The sequence below is a fragment of the Caulobacter sp. UNC279MFTsu5.1 genome (assembly GCF_900114015.1).
Classification (GTDB): Bacteria; Pseudomonadota; Alphaproteobacteria; order Caulobacterales; family Caulobacteraceae; genus Caulobacter.
The window spans coordinates 11,911-36,967 of the sequence record NZ_FORN01000054.1; the positions used below are offsets into that span (position 1 = coordinate 11,911).

23 protein-coding genes, 1 tRNA gene and 1 pseudogene are annotated in these 25,057 nt (G+C 70.6%); 18 read left to right on the plus strand and 7 right to left on the minus strand.

Annotated features, from left to right (window positions below; translation table 11 throughout):
• Positions 1–13: 13 nt before the first annotated feature.
• The 3 genes from BM066_RS22555 (at position 14) to BM066_RS22565 (ending at position 5,843) form a co-directional block, all read left to right on the plus strand.
• Positions 14–835 (plus strand): ImuA family protein, encoded by an 822-nt coding sequence (locus BM066_RS22555; RefSeq protein ID WP_089930412.1) that lies wholly within the window; start codon positions 14–16, stop codon positions 833–835.
• Positions 717–2,336 (plus strand): Y-family DNA polymerase, encoded by a 1,620-nt coding sequence (locus tag BM066_RS22560; RefSeq protein WP_369823259.1) that lies wholly within the window; start codon positions 717–719, stop codon positions 2,334–2,336. The genes BM066_RS22555 and BM066_RS22560 overlap by 119 nt, the downstream gene beginning before the upstream one ends.
• A 111-nt stretch (positions 2,337–2,447) precedes the next feature.
• Entirely contained in the window at positions 2,448–5,843 is a 3,396-nt protein-coding gene (locus BM066_RS22565; protein ID WP_089930415.1) for an error-prone DNA polymerase, read from the plus strand.
• Positions 5,844–6,110: 267 nt separating this feature from the next.
• Here the strand turns inward: BM066_RS22565 and BM066_RS22570 are convergent, their stop codons facing one another.
• The 4 genes from BM066_RS22570 to BM066_RS22585 all read right to left on the minus strand — a co-directional run bounded on the left by BM066_RS22570 (position 6,111) and on the right by BM066_RS22585 (position 12,286).
• Positions 6,111–7,928 (minus strand): response regulator, encoded by a 1,818-nt coding sequence (locus BM066_RS22570; protein ID WP_089930417.1) that lies wholly within the window; start codon positions 7,926–7,928, stop codon positions 6,111–6,113.
• 135 nt (positions 7,929–8,063) lie between these two features.
• Positions 8,064–9,998, minus strand: coding sequence for a polysaccharide biosynthesis protein (locus BM066_RS22575; protein WP_255367691.1), 1,935 nt, complete (start codon positions 9,996–9,998; stop codon positions 8,064–8,066).
• A gap of 86 nt (positions 9,999–10,084) precedes the next feature.
• Positions 10,085–11,320: a molybdopterin molybdotransferase MoeA gene (glp, locus tag BM066_RS22580; RefSeq protein ID WP_255367692.1), complete on the minus strand. Its 1,236-nt coding sequence runs from the start codon at positions 11,318–11,320 to the stop codon at positions 10,085–10,087.
• Positions 11,321–11,455: 135 nt separating this feature from the next.
• Positions 11,456–12,286 carry a ferredoxin--NADP reductase gene (locus tag BM066_RS22585; RefSeq protein ID WP_177218526.1) on the minus strand — a complete coding sequence of 277 codons (831 nt, stop codon included), beginning with the start codon at positions 12,284–12,286 and terminating at the stop codon, positions 11,456–11,458.
• 437 nt (positions 12,287–12,723) lie between these two features.
• On the opposite strand from BM066_RS22585, the gene BM066_RS27160 reads away from it, so the two are divergent.
• The 4 genes from BM066_RS27160 (at position 12,724) to nusG (ending at position 14,453) form a co-directional block, all read left to right on the plus strand.
• On the plus strand, positions 12,724–12,960 hold the full coding sequence (locus tag BM066_RS27160; RefSeq protein ID WP_255367693.1) for a hypothetical protein: 237 nt from the start codon (positions 12,724–12,726) through the stop codon (positions 12,958–12,960).
• A gap of 449 nt (positions 12,961–13,409) precedes the next feature.
• A tRNA-Trp gene (locus BM066_RS22600) sits at positions 13,410–13,485 on the plus strand.
• A gap of 63 nt (positions 13,486–13,548) precedes the next feature.
• Positions 13,549–13,887: a preprotein translocase subunit SecE gene (gene secE / locus BM066_RS22605; protein ID WP_089930426.1), complete on the plus strand. Its 339-nt coding sequence runs from the start codon at positions 13,549–13,551 to the stop codon at positions 13,885–13,887.
• 8 nt (positions 13,888–13,895) lie between these two features.
• Positions 13,896–14,453 (plus strand): transcription termination/antitermination protein NusG, encoded by a 558-nt coding sequence (nusG, locus tag BM066_RS22610; RefSeq protein ID WP_028038086.1) that lies wholly within the window; start codon positions 13,896–13,898, stop codon positions 14,451–14,453.
• An 85-nt stretch (positions 14,454–14,538) separates the two neighbouring features.
• Here the strand turns inward: nusG and BM066_RS22615 are convergent, their stop codons facing one another.
• The gene (locus BM066_RS22615) at positions 14,539–14,946 is read right to left on the minus strand and encodes a MerR family transcriptional regulator (RefSeq protein WP_089930429.1); all 408 of its coding nucleotides are present in this window, start codon (positions 14,944–14,946) and stop codon (positions 14,539–14,541) included.
• Positions 14,947–15,032: 86 nt separating this feature from the next.
• Between BM066_RS22615 and BM066_RS26150 the strand changes: the two genes are divergently transcribed.
• The gene (locus BM066_RS26150) at positions 15,033–15,779 is read left to right on the plus strand and encodes a MauE/DoxX family redox-associated membrane protein (RefSeq protein WP_143093788.1); all 747 of its coding nucleotides are present in this window, start codon (positions 15,033–15,035) and stop codon (positions 15,777–15,779) included.
• Between the two features lie 15 nt (positions 15,780–15,794).
• Here the strand turns inward: BM066_RS26150 and BM066_RS22625 are convergent, their stop codons facing one another.
• The gene (locus tag BM066_RS22625) at positions 15,795–16,385 is read right to left on the minus strand and encodes a TetR/AcrR family transcriptional regulator (protein WP_089930432.1); all 591 of its coding nucleotides are present in this window, start codon (positions 16,383–16,385) and stop codon (positions 15,795–15,797) included.
• Between the two features lie 106 nt (positions 16,386–16,491).
• On the opposite strand from BM066_RS22625, the gene BM066_RS22630 reads away from it, so the two are divergent.
• From BM066_RS22630 to BM066_RS22655, 6 genes are all read left to right on the plus strand, one after another.
• Complete coding sequence (locus BM066_RS22630; RefSeq protein ID WP_089930435.1) at positions 16,492–17,460, plus strand: SDR family NAD(P)-dependent oxidoreductase; 969 nt, start codon at positions 16,492–16,494, stop codon at positions 17,458–17,460.
• A gap of 405 nt (positions 17,461–17,865) precedes the next feature.
• A complete protein-coding gene (rplK, locus tag BM066_RS22635; protein ID WP_019848602.1) occupies positions 17,866–18,297 on the plus strand; it encodes a 50S ribosomal protein L11 in 432 nt (143 codons plus the stop codon).
• Between the two features lie 4 nt (positions 18,298–18,301).
• The gene (gene rplA / locus BM066_RS22640; RefSeq protein ID WP_089930438.1) at positions 18,302–18,991 is read left to right on the plus strand and encodes a 50S ribosomal protein L1; all 690 of its coding nucleotides are present in this window, start codon (positions 18,302–18,304) and stop codon (positions 18,989–18,991) included.
• A gap of 124 nt (positions 18,992–19,115) precedes the next feature.
• The gene (locus BM066_RS22645) at positions 19,116–19,355 is read left to right on the plus strand and encodes a type II toxin-antitoxin system VapB family antitoxin (RefSeq protein ID WP_089930441.1); all 240 of its coding nucleotides are present in this window, start codon (positions 19,116–19,118) and stop codon (positions 19,353–19,355) included.
• Positions 19,355–19,750, plus strand: coding sequence for a type II toxin-antitoxin system VapC family toxin (locus tag BM066_RS22650; protein WP_089930444.1), 396 nt, complete (start codon positions 19,355–19,357; stop codon positions 19,748–19,750). Before BM066_RS22645 ends, BM066_RS22650 begins: the two co-directional genes overlap by 1 nt.
• The gene (locus BM066_RS22655) at positions 19,747–20,961 is read left to right on the plus strand and encodes a BaiN/RdsA family NAD(P)/FAD-dependent oxidoreductase (RefSeq protein ID WP_089930447.1); all 1,215 of its coding nucleotides are present in this window, start codon (positions 19,747–19,749) and stop codon (positions 20,959–20,961) included. Before BM066_RS22650 ends, BM066_RS22655 begins: the two co-directional genes overlap by 4 nt.
• 37 nt (positions 20,962–20,998) lie before the next feature.
• Here BM066_RS22655 and BM066_RS22660 read toward each other — a convergent pair whose 3' ends face one another.
• Entirely contained in the window at positions 20,999–22,378 is a 1,380-nt protein-coding gene (locus tag BM066_RS22660; protein ID WP_089930450.1) for an alpha/beta fold hydrolase, read from the minus strand.
• Positions 22,379–22,774: 396 nt separating this feature from the next.
• On the opposite strand from BM066_RS22660, the gene rplJ reads away from it, so the two are divergent.
• From rplJ to BM066_RS22680, 4 genes and pseudogenes are all read left to right on the plus strand, one after another.
• Positions 22,775–23,293 carry a 50S ribosomal protein L10 gene (gene rplJ / locus BM066_RS22665; protein ID WP_089930453.1) on the plus strand — a complete coding sequence of 173 codons (519 nt, stop codon included), beginning with the start codon at positions 22,775–22,777 and terminating at the stop codon, positions 23,291–23,293.
• Between the two features lie 44 nt (positions 23,294–23,337).
• On the plus strand, positions 23,338–23,721 hold the full coding sequence (gene rplL, locus BM066_RS22670) for a 50S ribosomal protein L7/L12 (protein ID WP_019848608.1): 384 nt from the start codon (positions 23,338–23,340) through the stop codon (positions 23,719–23,721).
• Between the two features lie 247 nt (positions 23,722–23,968).
• Entirely contained in the window at positions 23,969–24,160 is a 192-nt protein-coding gene (locus BM066_RS26155; protein WP_143093786.1) for a hypothetical protein, read from the plus strand.
• 26 nt (positions 24,161–24,186) lie between these two features.
• A pseudogene (locus BM066_RS22680) lies at positions 24,187–25,057 on the plus strand (alpha-glucosidase); the annotation flags it as partial.

Here is a 25,057-nt window from a genome sequence, read left to right on the forward strand (position 1 = left end):
TGGAGATGCGGAGATGGCCGGGGCGAAGCCCGCCCTTTCGGCTTTGAGAGCCCGGATCGCCGCCCTGGAGGCGGGGACTCGCACTGCGCCGCCCGTCCTGCCGTTCGGCGATCCGCGCATCGACGGCTGCTTCCCGGCCGGCGGCCTGCAACGCGGCGGCTGGCACGAGGTGGGCGGTTCGGGCCTCGAGGAAGAGACCGGCGCGGCGCCGGCGGCGTTCACGGCCCTGATGCTGCGGCCGCTGGCCGCCAAGGGCGCGGTGGTCTGGGTGATGCGCCGCGCCGACCTGCACGCGCCGGGCCTGGTCGGGCTGGGCTTTCCGACCGGCCGGCTGATCCAGGTCAGGGCTCGCGACGAGGCCGAGGTGCTGTCGGTGCTGGAGGACGCCCTGGCCACGGTCGGGGTCGCCGCCGCGATCGGCGAGGCCGAGAGCCCCGACCTCAAGGCCGGGCGCCGCCTGCAGCTGGCCTGCGAGCGGCGGGGCGCGACCGGGATCCTGCTGCGAAGACGGCCGTATGGCGGGCCGGTTGGTAGGGTTCGGGAAGTGTCGGGCGCGGCCGCCCAGACCCGCTGGCGCATCGCCGCCGCCCCCAGCCAGCCGCCGCCCGGCCAGCCGGGTCTGGGCCCGCCGCGCTGGCGGGTCGAACTGGAACGCTGCCGGGGCGGCCGTCCCGGCGCCTGGATCCTCGAACAAGCGGAGGCCGTCGATGGCCCGCATCCTTTCCGTCTGGTGTCTAAGTTGGCCGATCACGACGTGGCGGCGGAACCAGCCCCGGCCCCCTCAGTCGGCTTCGCCGACAGCGCCCCCAGAGGGGGAGCAGCCAACGCCGCCTAGATCCTCCCCCTCTGGGGGAGGTGGCCCGCAGGGCCGGAGGGGGACCGCCGCCGCACAGCCGCCCGTCGCCCTGGTCGCCACGGAGGGCGGGACCCGCCGGCTGGCGGCCGTCGACGACGCGGCCGCGGCCCTGGGCCTGCATGTCGGCCAGAAGGCGGCCGACGCCGCGGCCCTGGTTCCGGACCTGCTGACCGCCGACCACGACCCCGACGGCGACCGCGCGGCGCTGGAAATCCTCTGCGACTGGTGCGTGCGTTTCTCGCCGGCCGTGGCCCTCGACGGGCTGGACGGCCTGTTCCTCGACGTCGAGGGGGTCTCGCACCTGTGGGGCGGCGAGGCGGCCATGCTGGACGACCTGCTGGCCCGTCTGGAACGCTGGGGCGCGCCGGCGCGGGGGGCGATCGCCGACACCCCCGGCGCGGCCTGGGCCCTGGCCCGCTACGCCCCGGACCGCACGATCGCCCCGCCCGGCGGCCAGGCCCCGCTGCTGGCGCCTCTGCCGGTGGCGGCCCTGCGGCTGGACGAGGCGGCCCAGGCCCAGCTGCCGCGCCTGGGCCTGTTCCAGGTCGGCCAGCTGCTGGCCCTGCCGCGCGCCCAGCTGGCCCGGCGGTTCGGCCTCTCGGCGATGATGCGCATCGACCAGGCCCTGGGCGACGCGCGCGAGGCCCTGACCTTCCGCCGCCCCGCCACCCCCTGGTTCGAGCGCCTAGCCTTCTTCGAGCCGATCAGCGCCCTGGAGGACCTGGAACGGGTGACGCGCGACATCTGCGCCCTGCTGTGCGACCGGCTGGAGGCCGAAGGGCAGGGGGCGCGGCGGTTCGAGCTGGTGTTCCACCGCCTGGACGGCAGGGACCAGCCGGTGCGGGCCGGCCTGTCGCGCCCCGGCCGCGACGCCGCCCGCATCGCCAGGCTGCTGAAGCCCAAGCTGGGCGAGGTCGACCCCGGCTTCGGGATCGAGATCGTCACCCTGTGGGCCGCCGACGTCGAGGCCCTGTCCACCGCCCAGCCCAGCCTCGACGCCGACGGCGGCGTCAGCCTGGAGGAGGGCCTGGCGCCGCTGGTCGACCGGCTGGTCAACCGCCTGGGCGAGGATCGGGTGTGGCGGGCCGACCCGCATCAGAGCCACGTGCCGGAGCGCTCGGTGGTCCGCCAGGCGCCGCTGGATCCGCCATCGGAAGACGCCTGGGATCCGGACCGTCCCCGGCCGACCCGCCTGCTGCGCCGTCCCGAGGCGATCGAGGTGACGGCCAAGCTGCCCGACGACCCGCCGGTCCAGTTCCGCTGGCGCGGCAAGTCGCGCCGCGTGCGCCTGGCCGAGGGGCCCGAGCGGATCGGCCAGGAATGGTGGCGCCAGGCCTTCGACGCGATCGGGCCGGGCAAGGTGCGCGATTATTACCGGGTGGAGGACGAGACGGGCGAGCGGTTCTGGATCTTCCGGGCCGGGCTGTACGGCGACGGGGAGACGGTCCCGAAGTGGTGGTTGCATGGCTTGTTCGGCTGAGCCCCCTCCGGCCCTCCGGGCCACCTCCCCCAGAGGGGGAGGAGCTAGGCCGTGCCAGATGCTCCCCCTTTGGGGGAGCTGTCGCGAAGCGACTGTGGGGGTTTCACGCCCATGAGCCCCCACCGCTACGCCGAGCTCCAGACCACCACCAACTTCTCCTTCCTGCGCGGCGCCTCCCACGCCCAGGAGCTGATGCTGACCGGCCAGGCCCTGGGCCTGAGCGCCGTGGGGGTGACCGACCGCAACAGCCTGGCCGGGGTGGTGCGGGCCTGGACGGCGGCCAAGGAGCTCAAGGCCAAGGGTCTGGAGATCCGCGCCCTGACCGGCTGCCGGCTGGACTTCATGGACGGCGCGCCCAGCCTGCTCTGCTACCCGTCCGACCGCGAGGCCTTCGCCCGCCTGACCCGCCTGCTGACCGTGGGCCAGCGCCGGGCCGAAAAGGGGGAATGCCACCTCTTCTGGAAGGACTTCCTGGAGCACGCCGACGGCCAGCTGGCCCTGGTCGTGCCGCCGGCCCGGCTGGACGCGGCCTTCGAGGCCGACCTCGTCCGCATGGCCGGCGACCTGCGCGGCCGGGTCTGGCTGGCCGCCAGCCGGGCCTACGCCGCCCAGGACCTCAAGCGCCTGGCCCGGCTGGCCAAACTGGCCCGCGAGGCCCGCAGCCCCTTGGTCGCCACCAACGACGTGCTCTATCACGGCCCCGAGCGACGGCCGCTGCAGGACGTGATGACCTGCATCCGCGAGGGCTGCACGATCGCCGAGGCCGGCTTTCGCCTGGAGGCCAACGCCGAACGCCACCTCAAGACCCCGGCCGAGATGGCCCGGCTGTTCGAGCGCTGGCCGCAGGCGGTGGAGCGCACGCTGGAGATCGTCGAGCGCATCGGCTTCGACCTCGGCGACCTCAAGGAACAATACCCTGACGAGCCCGTGCCGCCCGGCAAGACGGCGATGCAGCACCTGACGGACCTGGCCTGGAAGGGGGCGTCCTGGCGCTATCCCGGCGGGGTTCCGCCCAAGGTCCAGGACAACCTCCGCACGGAGCTGGGCCTGATCGCCAAGATGGACTACCCCAACTATTTCATCACCGTGCACGACATCGTCCAGAAGGCGCGGGAGATGGGGATCCTGTGCCAGGGCCGCGGCTCGGCGGCCAATTCCTCGGTCTGCTACTGCCTGGGGGTGACGGCGATCGACCCGATGGAGCATCGGCTGCTGTTCACCCGCTTCATCTCGGAAAACCGCGGCGAACCGCCCGACATCGACGTCGACTTCGAGCACGAGCGGCGCGAAGAGGTGATGCAGTACGTCTACGAACGCTATGGCCGCGACTACGCCGCCATCTGCGGCACGGTGATCCACTACCGCCCGCGCAGCGCCATCCGCGACGTCGGCAAGGCCCTGGGCCTGACCGAGGACATCACCGCCGTCCTGGCCAACACCGTCTGGGGCAGCTGGGGCGACGGCCTGCCCGACGAGCACATCAAGCAGACGGGGCTGGATCCGCAGAACCCGCAGATCGCCCGCGCCATCGCCCTGGCCACCCAGCTGCTGCAGTTCCCGCGCCACCTGTCGCAGCATGTCGGCGGCTTCGTCCTGACCAAGCGGCGGCTGGACGAGACCGTGCCGATCGGCAACGCGGCGATGAAGGACCGCACCTTCATCGAGTGGGACAAGGACGACATCGACAGTCTGGGGCTGATGAAGGTCGACGTGCTGGCCCTGGGCATGCTGACCGCCATCCAGCGGGCGTTCGGCATGCTGCGCGCCGACCACGGCCAGCCGATCGTCGACCTGGCCGACGTGCCGACCGAGGTGAAGGGCGTCTACGACATGCTGTCGGTCGCCGACAGCGTGGGGGTGTTCCAGGTCGAGAGCCGGGCCCAGATGTCGATGCTGCCCCGGCTGAGACCCAAGCGGTTCTACGACCTGGTGATCGAGGTGGCGATCGTGCGGCCGGGCCCGATCCAGGGCGACATGGTCCATCCCTACCTGCGGCGGCGCAACGGCCAGGAGCCGGTCGAGTTTCCCGCCCCGTCGCCCGAGCACGGCCCGCCCGACGAGCTGCGCAGCATCCTGGGCAACACCTACGGCGTGCCGCTGTTCCAGGAACAGGCCATGAGCCTGGCCATCGAGGCGGCCAGGTTCACGCCCGACGAGGCCGACGGCCTGCGCAAGGCGATGGCCACCTTCAAGCACAACGGCGACCCGGGCCAGTACCGGTCGAAGTTCGTCGAGGGCATGGTGTCGCGCGGCTACCAGCGTGATTTCGCCGAGCGCTGCTTCAAGCAGATCGAGGGCTTCGGCTCGTACGGCTTTCCGGAAAGCCACGCGGCCAGCTTCGCCAAGCTGGTCTATGTCTCGGCCTGGATCAAATGGGCCTGGCCGGACGTGTTCTGCGCGGCCCTGATCAATTCCCAGCCGATGGGCTTCTACCAGCCGGCCCAGCTGGTCCGCGACGCCCGCGAGCACGGGGTCGAGGTGCGGGCTCCGGACGTGCTGACGAGCGACTGGGACTGCACGCTGGAGGGCGCGCAACGCTCCTCCCCCGAGGAGCGAAGCGGAACGGGGGAGGGGGGCCACGAAGTGGTGGAGGGGGCGTCCGGCGGGCAAGGCGTCGCCGGGACGCCCCCTCCGTCACGATGCGTATCCGCATCGCGCCACCTCCCCCGTTTCACGGGAGAGGAGCGCCCTATCGCCGCCGACAAGCTCTCCAACGAAGACACCCGCCCGCTCTGGAAGGCCGTCCGCCTGGGCCTGCGCCAGGTGAAGGGGCTGAAGGAGGACGACGCGGCGCTGGTCGTCGCGGCCCGGGCCGGCGGCGCCCGCGCGCCCGCCGACTTCGCCCGGGCCGGCGTCTCGCAGCGCGGACTGGAGCTGCTGGCCGAGGCCGACGCCTTCGCCTCGACGGGCCTTGGCCGCCGCGACGCCCTGTGGGCGGTCAAGGGGCTGAAGGGCGAGGCCAAGGTCGACAGCCAGGCGCCGCTGCTGGCCGGCCTGCCGCTGTTCGAGGACGCCGTCGCCCTGCCGATCATGGCCCTGCCGCAAGCGGTGGCCGAGGACTACCGCACCACCAGCCTGTCGCTGAAGGCCCACCCCTGCGGCTTCTTCCGGCCGATGCTGGACCGGTTGAACGTCCTTCCCGCCGAGCGGCTGAAGGGCGTCCGCGACGGCCGCAAAGTCTCGGTCGGCGGGCTGGTGCTGATCCGCCAGCGGCCGGGCACCGCCAAGGGCGTGGTGTTCCTGACCCTGGAGGACGAGACGGGCGTGGCCAATGCGGTGGTCTGGAAGGACTGTTTCGACGCCCACCGCCGCACGGTGATGAGCGCCTCGTTCCTGATCGTCCACGGCAAGGTCCAGGCCGCCGACGGCGTCATCCACGTGGTGGCCGAGGGCTTCACCGACCTGTCGGCCGAGCTGGCGCGTATGAGGGATGACCCCGAGGCCCCGGCCCCCACGGTGCGGATGCGGACGTCGGGGCGGCTGCAGCGGAGCCGGGATTTTCATTGACCCCATCCCCCGCACATCCCGGCGAAGGCCGGGATGTGGATTCCCATTCGAAGTGCGACACCCCACGGTTGTCATCCCGGCCGAAGCGAAGCGTAGAGCCGGGATCCAGGGCCACCGCAATGCGCCGGCCCCTGGATCCTGGACGGCCTCTGCGAAGCTTCCGGGATGACAACTGATCTTAGGCTTCTGATATCCTGCGGATATTCCACAGCTCAATTGTGTACGGCCCCTAGGATCCAGGTTCCGCCGTCGCCGGGACGAGCGGATCTAAAGGGCCGGGCTCATGACGGGATCCACCCCAACCTTCCCCTCCGCCACCTGCGCCAGCAGGGCGAACAGGGCCGGGGTGTCGATCGGCTTGCGCAGCACGCCGTCGGCCCCGTCGGCCCGGTAGCGGGCGACGTCGTCGTCGAAGACGTTGGCGGTCAGCATCCAGATCGGCGTGCGGGGTCGGGGCGGAGCGGCCGAGGCTTCCAGCTGGCGGATCCGCGCCACGGCCGCCACCCCGTCCATCACCGGCATGTTGACGTCCATCAGCACCAGGTCGAAGGCCTCGGCCCGCCAGGCGTCCAGCGCCCGGGCGCCGTTCTCGGCGAACACCAGCTCGACCGGCGAGGCGGACAGCAGGGCGGCCAGCACCCGACGGTTGGCGGGGTTGTCCTCGGCCGCCAGCACCCGGATCGGTCTGGCCACGGCGGGTTCCGCCGCGGCTCCCGCGGCCGGGGCCTGGAGAACCGGCGCCTCGAAGGCGAACCAGAAGACCGCGCCGCGACGGGAGGGCTTGCCGGGCTGGGCGTCGCCTTCGGGAAAGTTCTCCACGCCGATCTCGCCGCCCATCAGGGCCAGGTTGGCGGCGCAGATCGACAGGCCCAGCCCGCTGCCGCCCAGGCTTCGGCCGCGCTCGGTCTGGTCGAAGGCGACGAACATCCGCGGGCGGTCCTCCAGCGGCACGGGCGCGCCGGTGTCGCGCACCTCGACCAGGGTGGTCTGCATCCGGTCCTTGATCATGCCGGCCAGCCGCACCGTCACCGTCCCGCCCGACGGTGAGGCCTTCAGCCCGTTGGAGACCAGGTTGACCAGGGTCTGCTCCAGCTTGGCCTCGTCGGCCAGCACCTCGTAGGCCAGGCCGGGATCGGCGTCGTCAAAGCTCAGCAGCACGCCGACAGCCTGGGCGTGGGCGCTCCACACCCGCACCACCGTGCGGATCAGGCGGCGCAGGTCGACCGCCGCCAGGGTCAGGGTCGCCTGGCCGGCCTGGACCTTGGTCAGGTCCAGCACGGTGTCGAGCAGGCGGGTCAGCTGGGCGCCGCCCTCGATCACGCCCTGGGCCAGATCGGCCTGGATCGGGGTCAGGAAGGTGTCGCGGCGCAGGGCGTGGGCGAAGCCGAGCACGGCGTTCAGCGGCGTGCGGATCTCGTGGCTGGCCACGGCCAGCAGGTCGGACTTGGCGCGGCTGGCGGCCTTGGCCTCGGCGACCGCCTCGATCAGGTCGGCGTTCTTGCGGGCCAGGTCGCGCAGCGTCTGGGCCAGGGCCCGGTCGGTGGCCTGCTGGCGCCAGGTGGCGGTCAGCACGGCGACGACGAACAGCAGCACGGTGGCGCCGTAGTGGTTGGAGGCCAGCGACATGCGGCGGTCGAACCCGATCCACAGCAAGGTCGCCACCGGTGGGGCGACGGCGGTGACGTAGCTGAGCTTGCTGGTGTGCACGCGCAGGGCGGCGAACAGCAGCACGCAGATGGCCAGCAGGGCCGCCTCCACCCGCATGATCGGCTGGCCGGTCAGCCGGATCTTCACGGCCAGGGCGCAGGCGTTGGCCGACAGCAGGAAGACCAGGCCGATCGATTGCCAGCGCAGCCGCCGGAAGGCCCCGATCGGATCGGGATGGCGCAGGGCCGCCTCGGTGGCCAGGAACAGGGCGGCGTAGATGCTCAGCTCGACCAGGCCGAACTGGGTCATGCGCATCGGCGCATAGACCGCCAGCAGGCCCGCGAACAGGGCGACCAGGACCAGGCGGGCGCGGATGATCCCGCGCGTATACCGAACGAACCCGTCCAGGCGGGTGACGTCCACCGTCTGTTCGAACATCCAGGTTCCCACCAACCCCTACCGTTGTCCCAAGGATGAGACGGCCCGCCAAGGCGAGCGCGGCGACACACAGCATGGGAGGCTGATTCTGGCTTCCCCGCTCGCCCTATAGGCGATGACGAAGACGGGTTTCGGTCAGGCCTGCGTCCGGGCCGCGACGACCTTGTCCCGGGTCTTGCCGGCGGGCGCCGGAGCGGACGCCGTCTTCCCTGTAGCCGCGGGAGCGGGCGACACGGTCCGCAACGTCTCGACCAGGGCGAACAGCTGGGCGCGGACGGCGAACTCGTCGCCGGCCAGGGCGGCGGCCTCCAGGGCGGCCAGGGCCTCGGCCGGGATCGGCGGCAGGGGCGTGACGGGCGCGGCCTCGGTGACCCCCTGCGCCTTGGGCCGGGCGATCTCGTTGACGTCGACCAGGGCCTCGGTCAGCTTTTCGCCGGGGCGCAGGCCGGTGATCCTGATGGCGATGTCGCGCTCGGGGATCAGGCCCTGCAGCTCGATCATCCGCCGGGCCAGGTCGATGATCTTGACCGGTTCGCCCATCTCGAGCGTCAGCACGCCGGTCGGGGGCTCCACGTCGCCGGCCGACAGGGCCACGGCCCGCAGCACCAGCTGCACGGCCTCGGGGATGGTCATGAAGTAGCGCTCGACCTCGGCGTCGGTCAGGGTGACCGGCCCGCCGCGGGCGATCTGATGCTGGAAGATCGGCACCACCGACCCGGCCGAGCCCAGCACGTTGCCGAACCGCACGACGCTGACCCGGGTCTTGTCCCCGCCCGCGAACTGGCGGACCACGGCCTCGGCCACGCGCTTGGTCGCGCCCATCACGCTGGCCGGGGCCACGGCCTTGTCGGTGGAGATCAGCGCCAGGTGGGCCGCGCCGCAGGCCCTGGCGGCGGCGGCGACGTTGCGGCTGCCCAGCACATTGGTGCGCACGCCCTCGCAGGGGTGGTTCTCGACCAGGGTCACGTGCTTGAGGGCGGCGGCGTGGAAGACCAGCTCGGGCTTCTCGGCGGCGAACACCAGCTCCAGGCGGGCGGCGTCGCGCACGTCGCACAACACGTCGCGGCGCGGCAGCTGGGGCCAGGCCTCGCCCAGCTCGCGGTCGATGTGGAACAGGTTGGCCTCGGCGGCGTCCAGCAGGACTAGTTGGGCGGGGCCGCTGGCGGCGATCTGGCGGGCCAGCTCCGAGCCGATGCTGCCGCCGGCCCCGGTGACCAGCACCCGCTTGCCGGCCACCAGGGCGCGGACCGGTTCGGGATCCAGCCGCACCGGCGCGCGGCTCAGCAGCTCCTCCAGGCTGATCTCGCGCAGGGCCGAGCCGCCGGCCACGTCGACCAGGCCCTGGCGACGCAGCAGGCGCACGCCCTCGGTCTTCAGCCGGCCCAGGCGCTCGGCCCCGAAGGCGCTGAGCGGGCCGTCGGTCAGGAACAGCAGGGCCGACGGCTGCAGGCCGCCGTCGCGCAGCTGGGCCATGACCGCGTCGAAATCGTCGATGGCGCCCAGGATGCAGACCCCGCCCAGTTCGTCGCCGGTCTCACGCGCCTGCGGGGTCAGGACGCCGACCGGGGCGTAGCGCTCGCCCAGGGCGGCGGGGGCGCGCAGGAAGGCCTCGGCCTCGTTGGCCGGGCCGACGATCAGCAGGCGCGGCAAGGCGGGCGAGGCGGGGGCGGGGCGCAGGCGGGTCAGGGCGTCGACCAGCGCCTTCTCGTGCACGGCGCGGCGCACGATCCGCAGTCCGGCCAGCAGGGCGGTCTGCAGCAGGAAGGCGACGGCCAGGGTGCGCAGGCCGCCCGGCTGGCGCACGTCGGCCAGGCGGGCGACCAGGGCGAAGGTCAGGACCGACAGCAGGGCCGAGCGCGCCAGGCGCAGGCCGTCGCTGGCCGCGAAGAACCGCCAGGGCGAGCGCTCGACCCGGAACAGGATCTCGACCGCCAGGGCCGCGCCCGCGAACAGGGCGGCCAGGGCCAGGGCGGACGCGTCGGGCAAGGTTCCGGCGGCCAGCGCCTGGGCCAGCAGCATGGCCGCGAAGGCCAGCACCATGTGCGCCGCGATCTTGCCCAGACGACCCATGAACGCAAACTCCCGCCGCGGCCGCCGCGAACCGCTTCGCCCGGGGACTTAGCACGCTCCGCGTGCGTCGTCGCCACCGGAGGCGATCAGCCCCGCGCCAGAGGCAGCAACTGAACCACGTCCCCCACGTCCGCCGCCGGCGCGCCGGCCGGCCGCAGGACCAGGCAGTCGGCGCGGGAGAACACGCCGATCAGCGAGGAGTCCTGGTCGGGGAAGGGGGCGACTCGCACCCGGCCGTCGACGTCGATGGTCCGCGCGGCCCGCATCCAGTGCTCGCGGGGACCGTTGGCCGGCAGGGGGGCGGCCAGGACGCCGGCGCTGATCGCCAGAGCCGGGTCGGCGCCGGTCAGGGCGGCCAGCAGCGGCCGCAGGAACAGCTCGGCGCAGACCAGGGCCGAGGCCGGGTTGCCGGGCAGGCCCAGCACGCGGCGGCCTCCCGCGCCATCGGCCTCCAGGGTCCCGAACCAGGTCGGCTTGCCGGGACGCACGGCGACCGTCTGGACGCGCAGGGCCAGGCCCAGGGCGGCCAGGGCCGGCTTGACCAGGTCGTGGTCGCCGACCGAGGCCCCGCCGACCGTGACCAGCAGGTCGAATTGAGCCTCGGCGACGACGCGGGCGATGGCGTCCAGGTCGTCGGCCTGGGCTTTCAGCCGCGTCGCCTGGCCGCCCCAGGCCTCGACCAGGGCGGCCAGGGCGAAGGAGCCGGACTCGAAGATCTGGTCGGGGGCGGGCATGTAGCCGGGCGGGACCAGTTCGTCGCCGGTGGCCAGGATGGCGACGCGCGGCCGTACCGCGACGTGCAGGCTGGGCCAGCCCGCCGCGGCCGCCAGGGCCAGCCGCCAGGCGTCCAGGCGCGCGCCCTCGGCCAGCAGGAGGTCGCCGGACCGGAAGTCGCCGCCGGCCGGCCGGATGTTGCCGGGCGGCGGGTCGCGGTCGATCGTGAAGGCCACCGTCTCGCCGTCGCGCGCGGCGTTCTCCTGGATCACCACCAGGTCGGCGCCCGGCGGCACGGGCGCGCCGGTGAAGATTCGCACCGCCTGGCCGGCTTCGACGGGGCGGGGGTGGGCCCGGCCCGCGGCGCTCTCGCCGGCGATCCGGAAGCGCGCGCCGGCGGCGAGGTCGGCGCGGCGGATCGCCCAGCCGTCCATGGCCGAGGCGTCGAACGGCGGCTGGTCGCGGTCGGCAAAGAGCGGGGCGGCCAGCACCCGGCCCAGGGCCTTGGCCAGGACGACCTCCTCGACCCCCAGCCGCGCGGCCCCGGCCAGCATCCGGCCGCGCGCCTCGTCGACGGTCAGGTTCTTCAGTCGAAGCTCGTCGCCCACGCCCGCACTCCCTCAATCCTGAGCCCTAGTGCATCGCGCCCCTGACTTGAGCTGACAACACGTTGGCTGTCATCCCGGGTCTACGCGCCGCGCGCTTGTCCGGGATGACAACGAGTAAGGCGAGGGCGTTGGCCCTTACCCCACGAACGCCCGCTCGATCACGAAGTCGCCCGGCTCGGCGTTGGAGCCTTCCGTCAGGCCGTGGGCCTCCAGCAGGGCGGCGGTGTCCTTGATCATCGCCATCGAGCCGCAGAGCATGGCGCGGTCGTGCTCGGGATCGAACCTCACCTGCTCCAGGCCGAGGTCGGCGAACAGCTTGCCGCTCTCGATCAGGTCGGTGAACCGGCCCTGGCGCTCGAACGGCTCGCGGGTGACGGTGGGATAGTAGACGAGCTGGGCCCTGGCCTCGTCGCCGACCAAGGGGTCGTCGTGGATTTCGGCGGTGAACAGGTCGCGATAGGCCAGTTCCTGCACCTCGCGCACGCCGTGGGCGACGATCACCTGCTCGAAGCGGCTGTAGGCGTCGGGGTCGCGGGCCACCGACAGCCAGGGCGCCAGGCCCGTGCCGGTGCCGAACAGGAACAGGCGCTTGCCGGGGCGGACGGCGTCCAGCACCAGGGTGCCGGTCGGCTTCTTGCCCAGCAGCACCTGGTCGCCTGCCTTGATCTGCTGCAGGCGCGAGGTCAGCGGGCCGTCGGGCACCTTGATCGAGAAGAACTCCAGCTCCTCGGCGAAGTGCGGCGAGCCGATCGAATAGGCGCGCAGGATCGGCTTCTTCTCGCCCAGCTCCTCGCGGGGCGGCAGGCCGATCATCACGAACTCGCCCGAGCGGAAGCGGAAGCTGGCCGGGCGGGTGATGGCGAAGCTGAACAGGCGGTCCGTCCAGTGCTTGACCCACAGCACGGTCTCGGTGTGCCAGGCGGCTTCCTTCGGGGGCGCGGGGGCGGTGGTTTCGATGGCCGTCATAATGTGCGTTTCAAGTCCTGGACGCGCGGCGGACCGCGGAATTCTGAGATGGCGTCGCCACGGCCCAGAAGCGACTGCGTCTCATGTGAGCAGAGCCGGCCGGATGTCAACTTTGGTGGTCTGAAAGGGCTTTGAGAAAATCTTCCCCAAAAGCGTCAAAATGGCGGGCGCCTGTTTTTTGAACCGTGTCAAAATTGTGATTGCCGCCTCCCCAAACGGGGCGCACTCTTCCTCCGCTTCCAAAGCCCGAAGACGGCGCGGAGGCCAATGATACGGAGGAACGTATGCGGGTAAGGTTCGTAAAGGCCGCCGCGGCGGCCAGTCTGTTAGCGTTAAGCGTAGCTGCCTGCGGGCAGGAAACCGGCAACACCGGTCAGCAACCTCAACAAGTCTCTCTCCAAGGCAAGGCGGTCACCGCCTCCGGCTGCGTGCGGCCGGTGGAATCGACGTCCTGCCTGGTGGTTCGCGGCCCCGGCGGCGGCTACTACGACGTCTCGGGCGCCAGTCCGGCGCCGGATCCCACCAAGGGCGTGGCGATCTCCCTCACCGGGCGTGACCTGGGCGAGAACACCGAATGCGGCCGCAAGCTGAAGGACGTGAAGTGGTCGTACCTCAACATCCAATGCGCCGCCCTTACCCCGGCGCCCACGCCGGAAGCGGAAAAGGCCGGCTGATCGGCTGAGGCTCAGGCTTCGCCGGAGCCCGGATCCGTCCGGGTCTTCGGCGAATCCGAACTGTCCTCCGCGCCGCGAGGCTCCGTCGCGGGACGCGGAGCCTTGCCGTCGCCTTGGTTCCCGCCCTGAGCGGGACGCTGGTTCTCGTTCTCCACCTCGCGGTTGGACGGTCGGCCGGGGGCGTGACTGGCGGATGTGGGCATGGGTGTTTCCTCCCGGCTTCGGCGGGTGCGGAGACCTAACGCGCTGCGTCGGCGGCTGATCCTTCCGAGCGCGCGAGCGGCGGAATGCGCGGATCGTGCTCCGGCCGCTTGCCGGGCTCGAACGACCCTGCTAAACGACGCGGCTCTGGCGATGAGACCAACGCGCCGGCGGGCTTCAAAGAGCCTACCGGCGCGATGTTCATTGCCGGAAAGCCGGAATCTCCGCTAAGGGGATCGCGGTTCCGCAGGAGTGTAGCTCAGCTGGTAGAGCATCGGTCTCCAAAACCGAGGGTCGTGGGTTCGAGTCCCTCCACTCCTGCCACTATATGTCATCGGTCACCCGGCTTTCGGGCTGACCTATCGAAAGTCGCGAGCCTCTTAAGTCATGGCCAGGAAACCGGGTTCTAGCCCGTCTGCGATCAAGAACCGCGCCGCGAAGACGGCCGCGGCGCTGGCGCCTTCCGCCCAGGCGGCGCCGGTCGCTAAAGGAGGCGCCGCCGCCAAGGCTCCGGCCGCGCCGAAGAAGCCGATCAACCCGGTCCGCTTCGCGCAGGAAGTCCGCGCCGAAGCCCGCAAGATCACCTGGACCACCCGCAAGGAGACCTGGATCACCTCGGTGATGGTCTTCATCATGGTGGTGCTGGCCTCGCTGTTCTTCACCTTCGCCGACTGGATCCTGGGCTTGGGTTCGCACTTGATCCTCAAGTTCGCCGCCGCGGGATAAGAAACATCATGAGCACCGACACCGCGTCCAACCCGAACCACAAGTGGTACATCGTCCACGCCTACTCGAACTTCGAGAAGAAGGTGGCCGAGAGCATCCGCGAACAGGCCAAGAGCCACGGCCTGGAAGACAGCTTCTCCGAAATCCTGGTTCCGACCGAGGACGTCGTCGAGATCCGTCGCGGCCGCAAGGTCAACGCCGAGCGCAAGTTCTTCCCCGGCTACGTGCTGGTGAAGATGAACCTCTCGGACGAAGCCTATCACCTGATCAAGAACACCCCGAAGGTCACGGGCTTCCTGGGCAGCGCGTCCAAGCCGCAGCCGGTCTCCGAAAAGGAAGTCCAGCGCATCATCGGCACGATCGAGGAGGGCGTCGAGCGCCCCAAGACCGTGGTGCTGTTCGAGGTCGGCGAGAACGTCCGCGTCACCGACGGCCCGTTCGCCAGCTTCAACGGCTCGGTCGAGCAGGTCGACGAGGAGCGGGCCCGCCTGCGCGTCACCGTCTCGATCTTCGGCCGCGCCACCCCGGTGGAACTGGAATACAGCCAGGTCGAGAAGATCGCCTAAGGGCGGCTCTCTCAGTCGAAGCTTCGAAAACCCCGCGCCGGAAACGGCGCGGGGTTTTTGCTGTCTGCCCCATAGGCGTCCCGCCTCACGCCCCCTCGAACGCCGACAGGATCGGGCAGGGGCCGGACGTGGTCTCGCCGCAGGCGTGGGCCAGGCGCTGGAGGGCGTTGCGGGCCGTCCGCAGCTCGGCGATCCTGGCGTCCAGGGCGGCGACGCGCTCCAGCGCCAGGCCGCGCGCCCGGGCGTGGTCGTCGCCGGCGTCCAGGGCCAGCAGCTCGGCGACCTGCTCCAGGGTGAAGCCGGCCGCCTGGGCCGCGCGGATGAAGCGCAGGCGGCGGGCGTCCGTCTCGCCGTAGCGCCGCACCCCGCCGGCCGAGCCGCCGCCGTCGGGCCGGGGCGGCTGCTCCAGCAGGCCGCGCCGCTGGTAGTAGCGCACGGTCTCCACGCCCACGCCGCCCGCCCGGGCCAGGCCCGCGATCGTCGTCGTCTTCATCGTCGCATCCGTCCCTTGACTCCGTACCATGGTACGGAACCCATATGGACGGGGTCCCGTTCTCGGACAAGCCGGAGACCCCCGCCATGACCGCCTCGACGCCGCCCCGGACCGCCGTCCTCCACCGGATGGCCACCGACCAGCACCTTTGCCCCTGGGGCCTGCGCGCCAGGGACCTGCTGCGCCGTCGGGGCTATGCGGTCGAGGACCATCTGCTGACGACACGGGAGGAGATCGACGTCTTCAAGGCCGCCCACGGGGTGGCGACCACGCCCCAGGCCTTCATCGACGGCCGGCGGATCGGCGGCTACGACGACCTTCGCCGCCACTTCGGCCTGAAGGTGCGCGACCCCAAGGCTCTGACCTACACGCCGGTCCTGGCGGTGTTCGCCGTCGCCGCCCTGATGGCCCTGGCCGCCAGCTACGCCACGAGCGGCCAGGCCCTGACCCCGCACGCGCTGCAGTGGTTCATCGCCTTTTCGATGTGCGTGCTGGGCCTGTTGAAGCTGCGCGACGTCGACGGCTTCGCCACCATGTTCCTGGGCTACGACCTGCTGGCCCGGCGTTGGCCGCCCTACGGCTGGATCTATCCGTTCGCCGAGGTCGGGGCGGGGGTGCTGATGATCGCCGGGGCCCTGACCTGGCTGTCGGCCCCGGTCGCCCTGTTCATCGGGAGCGTCGGGGCGGCGTCGGTGTTCAAGGCCGTCTATCTCGACAAGCGCGCGCTGAAATGCGCCTGCGTCGGCGGCGACAGCAACGTGCCGCTGGGCTTCGTGTCGCTGACCGAGAACCTGATGATGATCGCCATGGCCGTCTGGATGTTGGCGATGTAGCGGCCTTACGGACGCTCACGCGGTGGGATGTTTCGCCCGCAGCCCCGTCATCATCACGTCCAGCAGCCGCCGGGCGCTGGGCTCCCAGCCGGGCTGTTCGTAGCCCTGGGCGACGCCGGTCATCATCCGCACGACGTCGTCGAAGCCGATGTCGGGGCGGATGTCGCCGGCGGCGCTGGCCGCCTCGGTCAGGCGGCGCAGGGCGGCGGAGATGCTGGCGCCCGAGCTGGCGTAGAGCCGCTCGCCCTCGCCGGGATCGGCGCGCAGGGCCGGGGCCACGACCCGCTTGGTGGCCAGATAGTCGATCAGCTGGTCCAGCCAGGCCGCCAGGGCCTCGCCCGCCGGGCGCTGCGCGAGCAGGGCCTCGGCCGAGGCGGTCAGCTGCTCGACCTCGCGCGCATAGACCGCCGCGACCAGGGCGTCGCGGGCGGGAAAGTGGCGATAGAGCGTGCCGATGCCGACGCCCGCCCGTCGGGCGACATCCTCCAGCGGGGCCTCTGCGCCTACTTCGGTGAACGCCGCCTTGGCCGCCGCCAGCAGCAGGTCGCGGTTGCGCAGGCTGTCGGCGCGGGGCTTGCGCGACCGGATTTCCAACTCTTTCGACATCGTGCCCTTGAAAAGCGGAGTGTGCCTCCGAATATGTATCCGGAGCCGTCCTCCATTTAATATCGCGGACGGGTTTCGACAACAGACTTGCAAGGAAACCAAGGTCATGAGCGGACAATTCGGAGCCAAATCCACCACCGACGAGGTCCTGGCCGGCGTCGATCTTTCCGGCAAGCGCGTGCTGGTCACCGGGGTCTCGGCGGGGCTCGGCGTCGAGACCGCCCGCGCCCTGGCGGCCCGCGGCGCCCAGGTGGTCGGGGCCGCGCGGGATCTGGCCAAGGCGCAGGGCGCGACCGGCGTCGTGCGGGAAGCGGCGGCCGCCGCCGGCGGTTCGCTGGAGCTGGTGGCGCTGGACCTGGCGGATCTTTCCAGCGTGCGGGCCTGCGCCGACGCCCTGGTCGCCGACGGCCGGCCGTTCGACCTGGTCATCGCCAACGCCGGGGTGATGGCCCCGCCGTTCGGCAAGACCGCCGACGGGTTCGAGACCCAGTTCGGCACCAACCATCTGGGTCACTTCCTGTTGATTAACCGCATCGCCGGCCTGCTGAAGGCGGGGTCGCGCGTCGTGTCGCTGGCCTCGTCGGGCCACCGCTTCTCGGACGTGAACCTCGAGGATCCGAACTTCGAGACCACCGAATACGTGCCGTTCGAGGCCTATGGCCGCTCCAAGACCGCCAACATCCTGTTCGCCGTCGAGTTCGACGCCCGCCACAAGGACCGCGGCGTGCGGGCGACGGCGGTCCATCCGGGCGGCATCCAGACCGAGCTGGCCCGGCACCTGGATCCGGCCTTCATCCAGAAATGGATCGACGACCTGAACGCCCAGGCCGAGGCCGAGGGGGCTCCGCCCATCGAGTGGAAGACCATTCCGCAGGGCGCGGCCACCAGCGTCTGGGCCGGGGTCGTGGCGCCGGTCGAAGAGGTCGCCGGGTGCTATTGCGAAGACTGCCACGTGGCCGAGCTGGTCGAGGACGCGTCGCAGATCCGCGCCGGCGTGCGCTCCTACGCCCTCGACTCGGCCCGCGCCCAGGCGTTGTGGGCGCTGAGCGAGCGGATGGTCGGCGAGACGTTCTAGGTTTCGGCTCGCGACGCCCTCTCTTTTTCGGGGGAGGGGGCGGTCGCATATCGATTGGCTGAGAAAAGAGCTGTCATCCCGGACAAGCCCCGCGGAGCCGGGCGCAGATCCGGGACCGCCGGAAGCGCATGCGTTCGGGCGTCGGTCCCGGATCTTCGCGCTGCGCGCTCGTCCGGGATGACAGTCATTTTTGGTCCTATGCTATTGGCTTGTTCTGGAGAGAACGGGCGCCCGCGCCGCTGGACTCCCATGCCCCCGCCTGCTACATGCCGCGCCTTCGCCCCAGGACCCCGTCCCGGGGCGTGCTCGTCGTTCGCGGCGGGATCAAATCCGTGGGAGGGACGCCAAGCCCGCACCACGGCCAACCAGCGAAGGCCGCCCGTTCGGCTTTCATGAGAGGATACAATGGCTAAGAAGATCCTGGGCTATATCAAGCTCCAGGTGAAGGCCGGCTCCGCCACGCCTTCACCGCCCATCGGCCCGGCTCTGGGTCAGCGCGGCGTCAACATCATGGGCTTCTGCAAGGAGTTCAACGCGCGCACCGAGAACGTCGAAAAGGGCACTCCCCTGCCGACCGTCATCACGGTCTATCAGGACAAGTCGTTCACCTTCGTCACCAAGACGCCCCCGGCGACGCACTATCTGAAGCAGATCACCGGCCTGAAGTCCGGCGCCAAGCTGACCGGTCGCGAGACCGTCGGCCAGGTCACCCGCACCCAGCTGCGCGAGATCGCCGAAAAGAAGATGAAGGACCTGAACGCCAACGATCTCGAGGCCGCGGCCAAGATCATCGAAGGCTCCGCCAAGGCCATGGGCCTGAAGATCGTGGAGGCCTAAGACCATGGCCAAGCAACCCAAGCGCATCCAGGCCTGGACCGGCGATCGTGACGCCACCCACGCCGTCGCCGCCGCCATCGCCCTGGTCAAGGCCAACGCCAAGGCCAAGTTCGACGAATCCGTCGAGATCTCGGTCAACCTCGGCGTCGACCCGCGTCACGCCGACCAGCAGGTCCGCGGCGTCGTGAACCTGCCGTCGGGCACCGGCCGCGACGTCCGCGTCGCCGTCTTCGCCAAGGACGCCAAGGCGGCCGAAGCCACCGCGGCGGGCGCCGAGCACGTCGGCGCCGAAGATCTGTACGAAAAGATCGCCGGCGGCTTCATGGACTTCGATCGCGTCATCGCGACCCCGGACATGATGGCCCTGGTCGGTCGCCTCGGTAAGGTGCTGGGCCCGCGCGGCCTGATGCCGAACCCGAAGGTCGGCACCGTGACCCCGAACGTCGGCCAGGCCGTGAAGGACGCCAAGGGCGGCGCCGTCGAGTTCCGCGTCGAGAAGGCGGGCATCGTCCACGCCGGCATCGGCAAGGTCTCGTTCTCGGACGAAGCCCTGCTGGTCAACGTCAAGGCCCTGGTCGAAGCGCTGAACCGCGCCAAGCCGACCGGCGCCAAGGGCGTCTATGTCAAGCGCATCGGCCTGTCCTCGACGATGGGCCCGGGCTTCAAGGTCGACGTCGCGTCGATCAGCGCCTGAGCCTTCGACACCTGAGCCAAGCGAGCGGGCGCTGGAGCGATCCAGCGCCCGCTTTGCGTTTGGGCTCGTCCGAGTTGTTGGTGCGTCTAGCCGATGTTATGTTTCGGCTAGACGGAGACGCTTCATGGCTTTTCATATTCGCGATCCCGAGACCGACGCGCTGGTGAGAGAGCTGGCGGAGAAGGCCCATGTCGGCATCACGGAGGCGGTGAAGCTAGCGGCGGCCGAGGCGCTGGCTACGCGCGAAAAAGCAAAAGCCGAGAAATTGGCGAAGATGCGGGCGATAAGCGACAGGATCGCCGCCTTGCCTCGAACCGGTCTGAAGGCCGACAAGGCTTTCTTCGACGAACTCAGCGGCGATTGATGTTTGTCGATGCTTCGGCCTGGACGGCCATTCTATTGAGCGAACCTGAGGCCGAAGCCTTGCGCCTCAAGTTGACGGAAGCCGAAATCGTCCTGACATCGGCGATGGCCACTTGGGAAACCATCCGCGCTGTCGCGCGGGAAGCCGTCATGGATTTGCAAGACGCGACCGACGAGGTCACGATGCTTCAACGGCTCGCCACCGCCCGCACCGTCCCGATCGGTGAACTTGAGCAAACGGCCGCGATCGGGGCTCATGCTCGTTTCGGCAAGGGCCGTCATCCCGCCAAACTCAACATGGGCGACTGCTTCGCCTATGCCTGCGCGAAGACCCATGGCGTGCCGCTGCTCTACAAGGGCGACGACTTCGCCCTGACCGACATCGAGCCGGCGTGACCGAACTCCAGACTCCAGACGTCGCCATCATCGGCGGCGGGCCGGCCGGGCTGATGGCGGCCGAGACGCTGAGCGGCGCCGGGCTGTCGACGGCGGTGTTCGAGCGCATGCCGACCCTGGGACGTAAGTTCCTGATGGCCGGGCGCGGCGGGTTGAACCTGACCCATTCCGAAGACTTCGAGGCCTTCGTCGGCCGCTATGGCGAGGCCGCGCCGACCTTGCGGCCGATGCTGGAAGCCTTCACGCCGGCCGACCTCGTCGCCTGGGCCGAAGGGCTGGGGCAGGCGACCTTCGTCGGCTCCAGCGGCCGGGTGTTCCCCAAGGCGCTGAAGGCCTCGCCCCTGCTGCGGGCCTGGATCGCGCGGCTGGAGGGACGGGGCGTGGCGCTGAACCTCCGTACGTCCTGGACCGGCTGGAACGCGGCCGGCGACCTGGCCTTCGCGACGCCGGACGGGCCGCGCGCCGTGCGGCCGCGCGCCACGATCCTGGCCCTGGGCGGGGCCAACTGGGCCAGGCTCGGCTCGGACGGCGCCTGGGCCCCGCTGCTGGCGGCGCGGGGCGCGGCCACGGCGCCGTTCCGGCCGGCCAATGTCGGGTTCACCGTGGCCTGGACACAGGTGTTCCGCGAGCGTTTCGCCGGTTCGCCGCTGAAGAACGTGGCCCTGGGCTTCGAGGGCCGGGTCTCGCGCGGCGACGCCCTGGCGGCGGGTTACGGCCTGGAAGGCGGAGCGGTCTACGCCCTGTCGGCGGCCCTGCGCGACGCGGTCGAGGCGCGCGGTTCGGCGACGCTGGAGATCGACCTGCGGCCCGACGTCTCCCTGGCCCAGCTGACGGCCCGCCTGGCCAGGCCGCGCGGCGGCCAGTCGCTGTCGAGCTGGCTGCGCAAGGCCGCCCACCTGTCGCCGGTCGAGATCGGCCTGCTGCGCGAGGCGCATGGCGTGGCCCTGCCGGTGGCGCCCGACGCCCTGGCGGCGGCGATCAAGGCCGCGCCGATCGCGCTGACCGGCGTCCAGGGCCTGGAGCGGGCGATCTCCTGCGCCGGCGGGCTGTCGTTCGCGGCGCTGGACGGCCTGGAGCTGAAGGCCGCGCCCGGCGTGTTCGTGGCCGGCGAGATGCTGGACTGGGAAGCCCCGACCGGCGGCTACCTGCTGCAGGCCTGTTTCGCGACGGGCGTGGCGGCGGCGCGGGCGGTGACCGCCAAGCTTTCCTGATCCGCTCATCCCGGCGTTCGCCGGGATGAGCGGATCATTATTGGGCCTTCATCGCCCCCCTGATCTTGGCCGCCGTCGCCTCGATCGCCTTCGGGTCGCCCTTGGCGTTCTCGACGAACATCAGCGGCTTGCCGGCCACCCGCGGAATGACGTGGATGTGCAGGTGCGGCACGCTCTGGCCGACGCCGTTGTTCTGGACGATCGTGAAGCCCTCGACGCCCAGGCCGTCGACCTGGGCCTGGCCGACCCGGGCGGCCACGGCCATCAGCCGCGACAGGTCCCGGGGCGAGATCTCCAGCAGGTTTCGGGCCTTGGAGGTCTTGGAGATCACCAGCACGTGGCCCGGCTCGGCCGGGGCGTAGTCCATGAAGGCCAGCACCTGGTCGTCCTCGTAGACCTTGGGCGCGGCGAGCTCGCCGCGCAGGATCCTGGCGAACGGGTTGGCCTCGTCATAGGCGGTCTTCAGCGGGACCTGCGGCGTGCCGACCTGGGCCGAGGCGGGATCGAACTGGCCCAGCCAGCGCAGCACCTCGGCTTCCAGCGCGATGCGGCTGTCCGAGAAGCTGTGGTCGGTGTCCATGTGGGTTTCGGTCAGCGACCCCTTGGCGGGGTTCAGCGCCTGGGCTTGGCGGGCGGCGGCGGCCAGCTTGCGCGTGGTCGGGCCCAGCGCGTGGTCGGCGCCGATCATCAGCACCGGCCGGTTGGCGATCCGGGCGCTGAGGGCTTCGAGGTTCAGCTTGGCGGCGTTGGTCTCGATCTCCTGGACCAGCAGCGTGGCGCTGGTCCCGGCCAGGGGAACGGTGTCGGGGGTCATGCCCTCGATCGCGGCCTTGCGGGCGGCCGGACTGGTGATCCCGGCCTTCTCCTTGCCGATGTCCCAGGCGTCGATCAGCACCGTCCCGGCCACGCGGGGATCGGCGGCCGAGGCGTCGGCGGCCATGAAACCGCCCATGCTGTGGCCGGCCACGACGATCCTGCGGGTGTCGATGTGGTACTTGGCGACATTGGCCGGATCGTTGAGGAAGGCCACGGCCGCCTCGCCGTCGGCGCGGGCGTTGGCGAACGAGAACCGGCCCGGACTGCCCCACGAGCCGCGATAGTTGATCCGCATCACGTTCCAGCCGGCCCGGCGCACGGCCTGCATCAGGTCGATGTTGGTCTCGTTGCCCGGGAAGCCGTGCAGCATCAGCATCGTCGGATGCGGCTGGTCGCCCGAGGCCAGGTACATCAGCGCATTGACCCGCACGCCGCCGGTCGGGACGGTGAAGGCGGCCATGTCGGCCGGATGGGCCGGATCACGGGCGGGGTCGGCGATCACCGCCTTGGGGATCGGCGCGAAGCGCGGCTCGGCCTGGAGGGGGGCGGCGAGACCGCCGAGCATCAAGGCCGTGAGCGCGGCCGCGAACATGCGCTTCATCGTGGGGTCCCCTTTGGTGGTCCCTTCTGTATCCAGGAAATCCGAGGCCGCGCCAGGATTTCCCTCCCGCAAGGGGAGAAGGACGGCGGCGGGTGTTGAAATCCTTCCCCAAACCGTCTATACGCCGCCCCTTCTCCGCTGGGCTCGCCCGGCGGCGATCCTGTTTGAGAACTGCGGGGCGTGGGGTCACCAGCGCCATAATCGAGGAAGAGCCCTTCCTCGCCGTCGGGAGACAGGGATGGACAAGACCACGCAACACCGCCTTTCGGGGATGGGACGCGCGGCTGACTTTCCTTGGAACAGGCTGATGCAACTCGCGTGCGGGAGCGATCCCGCGTGGGACGCGCATTTGGCTGCCGGAATGGTCCGGCCGCTGTAATTGAGTAGGAGACCGCAATGGACCGCGCTCAAAAGCAGGAGTCGATCGAGTCGCTGAAAAGCGTCTTCGCCGACGCCGGCGCTGTCGTCGTGACCCACTATTCGGGCATGACCGTTGCGGAAATGACTGAACTGCGCGCCCGCCTCCGCAAGGAAGAGGGCACGTTCCAGGTGGTGAAGAACACCCTGGTCCAGAAGGCGCTGAACGGCTCGATCGGCGAAAAGGGCGACGCCCTGTTCACCGGCCCGGTCGCCATCGCCTATGGCAAGGATCCTGTCTCGGCCGCCAAGATCGTCACCCAGTACGCCAAGGAAAACGACAAGCTGAAGCTGGTCGGCGGCATTCTGGGCCAGACGAACGTTCTGGACGAAGCTGCGGTGCGGGCGCTCGCCACGCTGCCGTCGCTCGACCAGATCCGTGGCAAGCTCATCGGCCTCATCCAGGCTCCCGCGACCAAGGTCGCCGGCGTCCTGCAGGCCCCGGCTGGCCAACTGGCTCGCGTCTTCAACGCCTATGCGACCAAAGACGCCGCGTAACGGTCATCTCCGCATAAATCCCTCATCCTCTAAGGAACTTACACATGTCCAAGCTCGAAAAGCTGGTTGAAGAACTGTCCACCCTGTCGGTCCTGGAAGCCGCTGAGCTCTCCAAGCTGCTCGAAGAAAAGTGGGGCGTCTCGGCCGCCGCGCCGGTCGCCGTCGCCGCTGTCGGCGGCGCCGCCGCTGCTCCGGCCGAAGCCGCCGAAGAGCAAACCGAATTCACCGTCGTCCTGACCGACGGCGGCGACAAGAAGATCAACGTGATCAAGGAAGTCCGCGGCGTTCGTCCGGACCTGGGCCTGAAGGAAGCCAAGGACCTGGTCGAAGGCGCTCCGCAGAACGTCGTCGAAAACGTTTCGAAGCAAGTCGCCGAAGAAGTCGCCAAGAAGCTGACCGAAGCCGGCGCCAAGGTCACCGTGAAGTAATTCACGTCCCCATGCCCAAGCCTTCCAAAAAGGGATGGGGCATGGGGGACCTGCCGGCGTCAGTTCTCTGACGCGCAAGTTGACGGCCCCGGAGGGAAACCTCCGGGGCCGTTTTCTTTGGGCGGCCGTCTCCGCCGCGTCATCGACGGCCCGGCCTTGGCCGCCCAAGACGCCCGGCGCGGCGACCTCTATCGCGAGAGGGACGTTATTCGCCGATGCCCAAGCTGGCCGGATCCTACTGGTCCTGGTGATCGCGTTCGGGATGCTGGGCTTCGTCATCGACGTGGCCGGCGGCTTGGCCAGGATCGTGTTCTTCGTCCGCCTGGTCGGCCTGGCGCTCTCGCTGGCCGGCAAGGCGATCCGGCGTGATCGAGGCCCATTGATAGGATCAATCCGGTTGACGCTGCCCGCCCGCGTCTCTAGCCATGCCGCCCAATAGATAGCGGTAACATTTGGGAGCAAGCGATGGATCGGCTGAACAAGGTCGCGGGACGCTGGTCGGCTGGGCTGGTGTCGGGCCTGGCGCTGAGCGTGGCGGCCGGGGCGGCCGTGGCCGCGCCGTTGGCGGTGATGGACCGCAACGGCTCGTACGTTTCGGTGGAGACCTACGCGCCCAACATCGTGCGGGTGACGATCAGCCAGGACAAGGACCTGGCGGCTTCGGCGCCGGGCTACGGCTTCGTGGCCGACAGCGACGCCAAGGGCTGGCGCCACGACCAGAAGGGCGGGGCCGACGTCTTCACGTCCGGGACCCTGTCGCTGGAGGTGGCGGCCCAGCCCTGGCCGGGCGCGCCCTCGCAGATGGAGCGCTATTTCGCCCCGTCCCTGCCGCCGGTGTCGGTCAAGGTGCGCAAGGCCGATGGCTCGGAGCTGGTGGCCATGACCGGCTGGGAGATGTCGCCGCACGTGGTCAACGGCGAGCGGACCTACCAGGCCGGGGCCAGCTTCTCGACCAGCGCCGACGAGCACTTCTACGGCCTGGGCCAGAACCAGGAGGGGATCCTGGACCTGCGGGGCCGGGCCATCGACTGCAAGCACTTCTACGACGCCCCGCACGGCGAGACGGTCTGCGTGCCGTTCCTGGTTTCCAGCAAGGGCTACGGCGTCCTGTGGGACAACCCGTCCGACACCCACGTCTATCCGGCCGTCAACGGCCGCACCCTGTGGCAGTCCAACGTCGGCGAGCGGGTGTCGTTCTTCGTGATCACCGGCGGCTATGACGAGATCTACGCCGGCTACCGCAAGCTGACGGGGGCGACGCCGCTGCCGCCCAAGGCCGCGTTCGGGCTGATCCAGTCCAAGGCCCGCTACGAGAGCCAGCAGCAGATCCTCGACG

Coding starts and splice junctions, on each gene's coding strand:
- BM066_RS22555 (WP_089930412.1), top strand. CDS start 14: ATGGCCGGGGCGAAGCCCGCCCTTTCGGCTTTGAGAGCCCGGATCGCC.
- BM066_RS22565 (WP_089930415.1), top strand. CDS start 2,448: ATGAGCCCCCACCGCTACGCCGAGCTCCAGACCACCACCAACTTCTCC.
- BM066_RS22570 (WP_089930417.1), bottom strand. CDS start 7,928: ATGTTCGAACAGACGGTGGACGTCACCCGCCTGGACGGGTTCGTTCGG.
- BM066_RS22575 (WP_255367691.1), bottom strand. CDS start 9,998: ATGGGTCGTCTGGGCAAGATCGCGGCGCACATGGTGCTGGCCTTCGCG.
- BM066_RS22585 (WP_177218526.1), bottom strand. CDS start 12,286: ATGACGGCCATCGAAACCACCGCCCCCGCGCCCCCGAAGGAAGCCGCC.
- secE (WP_089930426.1), top strand. CDS start 13,549: ATGGCCAGGAAACCGGGTTCTAGCCCGTCTGCGATCAAGAACCGCGCC.
- nusG (WP_028038086.1), top strand. CDS start 13,896: ATGAGCACCGACACCGCGTCCAACCCGAACCACAAGTGGTACATCGTC.
- BM066_RS22615 (WP_089930429.1), bottom strand. CDS start 14,946: ATGAAGACGACGACGATCGCGGGCCTGGCCCGGGCGGGCGGCGTGGGC.
- BM066_RS26150 (WP_143093788.1), top strand. CDS start 15,033: ATGACCGCCTCGACGCCGCCCCGGACCGCCGTCCTCCACCGGATGGCC.
- BM066_RS22625 (WP_089930432.1), bottom strand. CDS start 16,385: ATGTCGAAAGAGTTGGAAATCCGGTCGCGCAAGCCCCGCGCCGACAGC.
- BM066_RS22630 (WP_089930435.1), top strand. CDS start 16,492: ATGAGCGGACAATTCGGAGCCAAATCCACCACCGACGAGGTCCTGGCC.
- rplK (WP_019848602.1), top strand. CDS start 17,866: ATGGCTAAGAAGATCCTGGGCTATATCAAGCTCCAGGTGAAGGCCGGC.
- rplA (WP_089930438.1), top strand. CDS start 18,302: ATGGCCAAGCAACCCAAGCGCATCCAGGCCTGGACCGGCGATCGTGAC.
- BM066_RS22645 (WP_089930441.1), top strand. CDS start 19,116: ATGGCTTTTCATATTCGCGATCCCGAGACCGACGCGCTGGTGAGAGAG.
- BM066_RS22650 (WP_089930444.1), top strand. CDS start 19,355: ATGTTTGTCGATGCTTCGGCCTGGACGGCCATTCTATTGAGCGAACCT.
- BM066_RS22660 (WP_089930450.1), bottom strand. CDS start 22,378: ATGAAGCGCATGTTCGCGGCCGCGCTCACGGCCTTGATGCTCGGCGGT.
- rplJ (WP_089930453.1), top strand. CDS start 22,775: ATGGACCGCGCTCAAAAGCAGGAGTCGATCGAGTCGCTGAAAAGCGTC.
- rplL (WP_019848608.1), top strand. CDS start 23,338: ATGTCCAAGCTCGAAAAGCTGGTTGAAGAACTGTCCACCCTGTCGGTC.